Annotated in this window: 4 protein-coding genes; all 4 read right to left on the bottom strand. The window is 61.2% G+C overall.

Annotated elements, in window-relative coordinates; translation table 11 throughout:
• Positions 1–293: 293 nt before the first annotated feature.
• The 4 genes from FJ222_11045 to FJ222_11030 all read right to left on the bottom strand — a co-directional run bounded on the left by FJ222_11045 (position 294) and on the right by FJ222_11030 (position 7,677).
• Entirely contained in the window at positions 294–1,283 is a 990-nt protein-coding gene (locus FJ222_11045) for a hypothetical protein (GenBank protein MBM4164956.1), read from the bottom strand.
• Between the two features lie 34 nt (positions 1,284–1,317).
• Complete coding sequence (locus tag FJ222_11040; protein MBM4164955.1) at positions 1,318–5,892, bottom strand: hypothetical protein; 4,575 nt, start codon at positions 5,890–5,892, stop codon at positions 1,318–1,320.
• A 673-nt stretch (positions 5,893–6,565) separates the two neighbouring features.
• Positions 6,566–6,970 carry an FAD-dependent oxidoreductase gene (locus FJ222_11035; GenBank protein MBM4164954.1) on the bottom strand — a complete coding sequence of 135 codons (405 nt, stop codon included), beginning with the start codon at positions 6,968–6,970 and terminating at the stop codon, positions 6,566–6,568.
• Positions 6,967–7,677: a hypothetical protein gene (locus FJ222_11030; GenBank protein MBM4164953.1), complete on the bottom strand. Its 711-nt coding sequence runs from the start codon at positions 7,675–7,677 to the stop codon at positions 6,967–6,969. Before FJ222_11030 ends, FJ222_11035 begins: the two co-directional genes overlap by 4 nt.
• Between the last annotated feature and the right edge of the window lie 12 nt (positions 7,678–7,689).

The raw sequence follows: 7,689 nt of genomic DNA, 5'->3' as shown, positions 1-7,689 counted from the left end.
TGTGCATCAACGGAAGACGGGTAGCCATGGACATGCAGTATAGGAAATCTATAGCCCGTCAGCAAGCCTTTTCTTCTCTCTTTTAACGGGTTGCGTACATTTGCCCTGCCTTAGGCGAGGATTAGGGGTCAAATCGGCGGATTCTAAGAGGCTCTTGCAAAACCCCTTCGGGGTGTTTGCAAGAGAGAAGTCAGGAGTCAGAATACAGGAGTCAGAATATGAGAATACGCGGTCCGTGAAAGGGTTTCTATTCGTGCGGTCGCATCCGATCACACGTCGCGTCTGGTCAGACCTTACCAAAGCTGGATCACGGGGCCCACGTTCTCGACCACCAACGTTTCGGGATATCGAATGATCACAATGCCGCTGCCGCCGTTTCCACCAAATCCGGTGTTGGGATTATCTCGTGAGCCGCCACCGCCACCCCCTGTGTTGGCTGTGCCGGCAGTCGCATGGGCTCCATCCTTAGAGCCATTGCCTCCGCCTCCCGTTCCTCCCGTGCCGGCCGTGGTGGTAGCTCCGCCACCGCCACCGCCTGCATAGAAGGTCGCCGTTCCTGAAATGCTGTACGACAAGCCTGCCCCACCATTTCCTCCAGTGGCAGTGGTTGTTGACCCTCCGGCTGCGCCTGCTCCGCCGCCGCCGCCAGCGCCCAGGGCTGGAGTCGCCGCCGTGCTGCCGTTTCCACCCGCATAGCCTTGTCCGGAAGGGCTTGCAGCCCCGCCGAGATTTTGACCGACAGAGAGCGTGTTGTTACGAAACGTGCCCCCACCGCCGCTGCCGCCAGCCAGGCCCGGGCCGTTACCTTCAAGGTATGACCCGCCGCCGCCGCCGCCCATGGCCACGATACTGCCAAAGGTCGATGGGTTCCCGTTGCTCCCTCTGGTCGTGCGGGCGGTCGCTCCGGCGCCGCCAGCGCCCACCGTGACGGTGTAAGTGTTTCCCGCAACCACTGGGAATGCGTTTGAACAGACGAGTCCGCCGCCACCACCGCCGCCGCCTGCACGGCCGCCACCGCCGCCACCCGCAACGACCAGCACGTCGACACTGCCGGAACTCGTGACGGTGAGGTTGGTGGTTCCAACGGTTGTGAAGGTATGGATGATCCAGTTCGTTCCGCCCGCATCAGTCATTTCTGTCACGGTTCCGCCTGTGGCTACGACCGCTTCGGCGCGTGGTGCCGTTCCCGCCAGCATTCCAACGGCCAGCGCCGCTGCGAACACCGGCCAGGAACCCCGCGCACGACTCCTAATCCCAACGCTTTTCATGTTTGTCACAGTCATGGTCATTCTTTCGTGTTGAAGGACGTGGCGGGGTTTACTCTTGCAGCAGAACCCGATAGAACTTCATGCCTGCTCGCTCCACGGTGTCGGTGAATGTGTTCAGGGGCGGCGTCGCGGGAATATTCTCGGCCACAATCATATCGAAAGCGCCAGCCAAGCTCGTGGCAGACTTGAGGGTGTAGACCTTCCCGTCCACGCTCTGCCAGCGAATGACAAACCCATTCGCGTTGGCTGGATTCGCTGTGGTCTCCATGATTCGGAGGCTGGACGTCGGATCATTTGGCTTGCTGCCGGCCCGGAATTCCTCAAGGTTAGTCATGCCGTCGCCGTCCGGGTCGTCATCGTCCAGGTACCGCACGTTCTTGAAGTGCTCCAGATACCAACTGGTCGGAGCGACATTCGCCTGCGCTGACCCGCTCACGTCGACCAGCCCGGCGGGGCGGATCAGGCCAACGTACACGTCATCAAAGACACCCGATTGGCTTTGGATGCTGAGACCGCTCAGACTGGTCCGGTTGGTGGCAAACCCGAGATTCTCGGCGACGTTCGTGCCGTTGAGGTAAATCACCCACGTCTGTGCCGCATAGTCGGCCTTCGCCGTCAGCCGCGTCCATGCGCCCTCTGCTATCGGCGTGTGGTTCGTCAGCGTGACCCACTCCGACCCGGCTGCTTGCAACCCGTCAAAGACGGCCAGGCGGCCGTGGGTATCGAAGCGGAATGCGGCGGCGGCATTGGGCCGGGCTGTCGGCGTCGCCCCCCCGACAACCTGCTGCATCACGTCGAGCCAGACCACGCTCGCCGTGGTGGTCAGCGCCTGGCTCACCGAGACCGGTCCCTGCGCATCAATCTTCAGCGCCCGTTCGCCTGCGAATGACGCATTGGTTTGGACCCAGGCCGTGCCCGCCGCGCTGACCGTCCAGTTGTTCTGGCCGTTGAGATCGCCCAGCGAAACCGTGTTGGTTTCAAAGCCCTCGACGAAATGGAGGTCGTTGGAGACTGCCGCCTCAATGACGGTGAGGGTCACGGTCGCCGAGGTGTGGGTCGCGCCCTCATCGTCGGTCGCCTGTGCCGTCAGGGTGTACACCCCTGCACCCACGTCGGTCCAGTCGAACTGGTAGGGGAGGGAGACTGCGGTGCCCAGATGGGTCGTGCCGTTGAAGAACGCGACCTGGGTGATCGTGCCGTCAGTGTCCGATGCGTCGGCCTCGATCAGGATCGAAGCGGGCGCGGTAACGGACGCCCCGTTCGTCGGCGACGTAATCGCGCAGGTCGGATTCTGGTTCCACTCGGCGTAGAGCGTGACCGCCGCATTGGCGCTGTAGCTGGCGCTTTCCGCATAAACCGTGCCGCTGCCGTCGGAGGCGGTGTTCCAGCCAATGAAGGTGTAACCCGCTCTGACCAGACTTCCGCTGTTCGAGGCCAGCGTCAGCGCCGTGCCGTTTGTCTGGGTCTGCGAAGCCGGGACCGATCCGCCCGTTGCGCCGTTGGCATCATACTCCACGGCGTAGAGGGCTGGAGACACGGTCACGTTCACGGCCGCCGAGGTGTGGGCTGCTCCAGCATTGTCGGTCGCCGTCGCCGTCAGCGTGTAGGATCCGCCCGCCACCCCAACGGACAGGTCGTACTGGAACGGGCTGGTCGTGTCCTCGCCCAGCAGGGTTGTGCCATTGAAGAATTCCACCTTGGCGATCATGCCGTCCGCATCCGAGGCGTCGGCGGTGAGCGTGATCGTCGTGGGCGCGGTGAAGTTCGCCCCGTTCGTCGGCGACGTCAGCGCGCAGGTTGGCGGATTATTCGCGCCCGGGCCGAAGGGACTCGACGTGCCCACATGGACCTCGTCGACGACGGCAGCCTTAGCCTCGATGCGTATCCCGCCCAGCCCGGTCCGGGTGGTGGCAAACCCGAGATTCTCAGCCACATTCGTCCCATTGAGATAGAGGTCCCACGTCTGTGCCGAGTAGTCGGCCCGCGCAGTCAGTCGCACCCAGTCACCCGCCGCCATCGGCGTGTGGTTCGACAGCGTGACCCACTCCGCCCCCGGCGATTGTACCCCGTCGCACACCAGGAGCCGTCCGTTCGCGTCGAACAGGAATGCCGCCGCCGCATCAGGCCGGGTTGCAGGAATCTGTCCGGCGACAACCTGCTGCATGAGATCGAGCCAGACCACACTCGCGGTAGAGGTCAGCGCCTGACTGACCGAGACCGTGTTGGCGGCGTTAATTTTCAGTGCCCGGTCGCCCGCGTATTTCTCGTCGGTCTGAACCAAGGCCGCGCCTGCGGCGCTAACGACCCAGTTGTTCTGGCCGTTGAGATCACCCAGCTCGACCGTCGTCGTTTCAAATCCCTCGTCGAAGGGGAGTGGTTGAACAATCCCGTTAGCCTGCCACGTGGCGTAGAGCGTTACAGAGGACTCGCTGGTGTAGCTTGCGCCCACGGCGTAGCTCGTGCCACTGCCATCGGATGCGGTGTTCCAACCCGTGAGGATGTAACCTGGTCTGACCAGGTTGCCGCTGTTCGTAGCCAGCGTCAGCGCCACGCCGTTCGTCTTGGTCTGTGCTGCGGGAACGGCTCCGCCCGTCGCGCCGTTGGCGTCGTAGGTCACCGTGTAGGTCGCCAGTGTCACCGTGACGCTCGCCCCCGCCGAAGTCGTGACGGCTCCGCTGTTGTCGGTTGCCTTGGCGGTAAGCGTGTAGGAACCCTCGGTCACGTTATTCCAACTGTAGGCATAGGGGCTGGTTGTGTCCACACCCAACAGGGTCGCGCCGTTGAAGAATTCCACTTGGGTGATGGTGCCATCTACATCCGTAGCCGTGGCCGTGAACGCGATGGAAGCTGGCGCGAAGTAGGTCGCGCCAGTCGTCGGCGCCGTGAGCGCGCAAGCGGGGGCATCATTCACAGCCGTGATTGTGATGGAGACCGTGGCGGCTGCGCTGTTGGTGAGGCCATCGTTGACACTGAAGGTGAAGCTATCCGTGCCGTTGTAGTTGGCCGCAGGCGTGTAGGTGCGCATGGCCCCAGTGCCTGTGGAGATCGTGCCGAAAATCGGATTGGCTACCACCGCATAGGTCAGATTCGATCCTTCAGGATCGCTGCCGGTCAGTGTGATCGTTGTGGGTGTATCCTCCGCCGTGGTTATAGACTGCGGGAAGGCCACGGGGGGCTGATTGACGGTCTGTCCGTTTTGGATGGTAACGGCGTACTGTCCCAGCGAACCATAGCTCGTATATCCGGTGGGCGTACTGGCGAGCGGGTTGCCATCGGCGGCGTTTGCGACGTGCAGATAGTAGGTGCCAGCCACCAAGGTTGTGGAGAGAGACGCGGTTAAGGTTCCCGCAGGATTCGATTCCGCAAGCAGGGATCCGGCGGCGTTAAACAGGCTTGCACGCAGATCCACATTCGGGGCGGGCGTATAGGGCGACACCGTGATGGTTACGCCGCCAGTGATCACGGTAAAGCTGAACACATCAACGTCACTCCGCTGTTCAATGATACCACGAACGGTAAAGACGTTCCCGCTGGCCGTCAATGACGTTGCGGTACTATTGGTGTTGCCGTGATCATCCGTCTGATAGCCGAAGCCATTCTGAGTCGTGATGACGTTCAACTCATCCTGTGTGTTATTGGCCAGGTAGTATTCGCCTTTGGTCCACTGAACCACGACCTCGTCATTGCCCAGCCAACTCGCACCCATGATCGGCGCCCACGACGTCGAGCCCGATCCGTGCCCCCCATAATACTCGGTACTCGGTGTGGACCCCATGTGGGTCAGATTCAAGGTGTGGCCGATTTCATGCGATGCGGTTTGAGATCCCGTATAGAGCCCGGTGTTGAAAATAAGAGCCGGCTCGTCCGTGCTCCAACTGAACGAGTTATAGTAGGCCGTGCCGCCGCCGCCAGCGTTAATAATGGCATTTCCGGTGAGCAGATTTTTATTCTTGGTAAAGCACGCGCGGATACCCCACTGCGTATCTCCGGTCCCGACCTTGCGCAAGGCTTCCGTGCCCGGATCCTCGGTGGTAACATCCACGTCGAACGGCGCAAAATCCTCCGCCACCCGCGCCCAGATTCCCTGGATTTCTGTTTTAACAGTCGATGAGTTGAGATCGCTGTAGTAGGCGTCCAATTTCAGATTGCCACCATTCTCCCAGACAGAATTGCTGACGGTGTGACCATTGAAATCGAGGAAGATGGTCTTGGTGGCACCGGGTTTGCTGTGGAGCAGAAAGGTCTGGGTGAGAGGATACGGCACATCAAACGAGGAATTGATCCCGTTGGTGGAGGGGGCCTGTTCCGCTGGGGCATGATCGGGACAGTCCAGTCCCTCGCAAATGTAGAGCAGATCCGAGTCCTCCGTCACCCAGAGGTCATGATCCTTTTCGATCATGTCCTTCAGCCGCTCCTGACTCATCCCGTGGTGCCGAGCGACTTCGGACATCCGATTCCCGATGGCTTTGATCGCGTCGGGTCCGCGTTTTCGTTTCGTATCCGAAAATCCCAGTTTTGGGCCTTTGACTCGCTCTTCTGGCTTGGCTGCAAGGCCCACCGAAACAGTCAATACTGACGCGAAGAAGATCACCCCCGCCATCACGCTGCGCATCATACTCATCATCTGCGTTCCTCTCTTCTTTTTTGAATCGCGATGCCTCTCAGGCTATCGCCCCAACCCTCACCCCAACGTGCTCCTGAGCGGGAGCGTGATGGGGCACACTGTGTTATGGAAACCGTCCGGACGTTGGCGATTAACGGATGGATGCGTCACCGATTCAGACGGTGTCGGTGATGGCACCCGTGACAGACCGCCCGTGGTGGGCGTCACGATGGCCGCAGCAAGAAGTGGAGCGTGGCGTTGATCTGCCGGTGCGTGAGTGGGTCTTGGAGCGGGAGCCGAATCTGCAGGAACAACAGAAGTAGCCGTGGTTGTTACGCGAGATTCACCGGGCAACAACGTCTGGCTGCCACGCCCCACAAAACCGTTTGGAGAGAATACCCACCACAGACCAGAGGCTACACCACCGGTTACACGACCGACAACGATCCCGACAAAGTGTCTGCTGAGCATAGGACTCTACCAATCGTAATTGCGGAATGGTAGTACAGCATGAGTCATGCGTCAACAAAGTTTCAAGAATTTTCAACACGGTCGTGTAGTTGTGTGTGTCTTCGATCGTGAAGGCCCCTAGTCTTCCAACAGGATCCGATAGAACGTCGCGCCTGCCCCATTCACGTTGTCGGTGTGGGTGTTCAGCGGCGGTGTGGCTTCGATCCCCGTCGCCCGTGTGGCGTCAAAACCGATCGCCAGGTTCGTCGCGGCCTGGAGGGTGTAGCTCTTTCCGTCCACGCTCTGCCAGGGAATGACGAAAGCGCCCGCGTCGGCGGGGTTCGCCCGTGTTTCCAGGATGCGCAGACACGTCGTGCGAGTCAATTGGGAAGGAGGAGACCATGATCGGGTCCGGCTTGGAGGGATTGCTGATGATGTCGTTCTGGGTGATTACAACCAACCCCTGCATGCGGCGGCTCTCGCGGACATAGAGCTGTGGCGGCCAGTAGCCGGTATCTGTAAACTCGTCCTTGCAGAGGCCGTAACTCGCTGCAGCCGCGCGCTGCGACTCGGTGAACACCGGGTCGGCGGCTCTGATAGTCCTGCTAACTCCCTTCACACAGACCTTGTCCCCGTCAACCGTTCTCACTCACCGTCCTGCTCTACTTTCACTCTGTAGAACTTCGTCCGCACGCTGCCCACGCTGTCCGTATGCACGTTCTCCGGCGGCGTGGCGGGGATGTTCGATCCGAGAATCAGGTTAAACCCGTCTGTCAAATTCGTTGCCGCCTGCAGGGTGTACAGCTTGTTCGAGACGCTCTGCCACCGCACCAGGAACTCGCCTGAAACCCCGCTAACGGGGATTCTGGTGAAGCCGAGATAGGAGGTGTCGTCGTCCGGGTTGGTTCCGGCGATATACTCTTCCAGATTGCTCATCCGGTCGCCGTCGGAGTCGGCGCCGTCGGCGCGGATCTCCCCGAAATGGCCCAGGTACCAGTCGTCGGGAACGAGATTGCCCGCGCCGGGGAAACCGGCGGGCTGGGCGAGTCCCACGTACAGATCGTCCACAACTCCGCCAGATCCTTCGATCGAAAAACAGGTGGGCCGTGTCTGCGGCGAGGCGAACCCGAGGTTCTCAGCCACGGCCGTGCCGTCGAGGTAGAGCGTCCACGTCTGCGAGGCGTAATCGGCCCGGACCGTCAGCCGCGCCCAGGTGCCGGCCGCGCGCGGCGTGTGGTTCGTCAGCACGACCCATTCGGTTCCCGCCGGGCGCGCGCCGTCGCAGACCACCAGTCGGCCATCGTTGTTGAAGAGCATCCCCGCAGCGGCGTCGGGCACGCTGTCCGGCACAGTCATGCCGGCCACCTT

This window comes from Lentisphaerota bacterium, from assembly GCA_016873675.1.
GTDB lineage: Bacteria > Verrucomicrobiota > Kiritimatiellia > RFP12 > JAAYNR01 > VGWG01.
Note: the sequence above shows the minus strand (reverse complement) of the source record. Positions and strands in the feature narration are given on the sequence as shown.

Excerpts from the sequence above, each read along its gene's own strand:
- FJ222_11030 (MBM4164953.1), bottom strand. The coding sequence starts at position 7,677 with ATGACTGTGCCGGACAGCGTGCCCGACGCCGCTGCGGGGATGCTCTTC.
- FJ222_11045 (MBM4164956.1), bottom strand. The coding sequence starts at position 1,283 with ATGACTGTGACAAACATGAAAAGCGTTGGGATTAGGAGTCGTGCGCGG.
- FJ222_11040 (MBM4164955.1), bottom strand. The coding sequence starts at position 5,892 with ATGATGAGTATGATGCGCAGCGTGATGGCGGGGGTGATCTTCTTCGCG.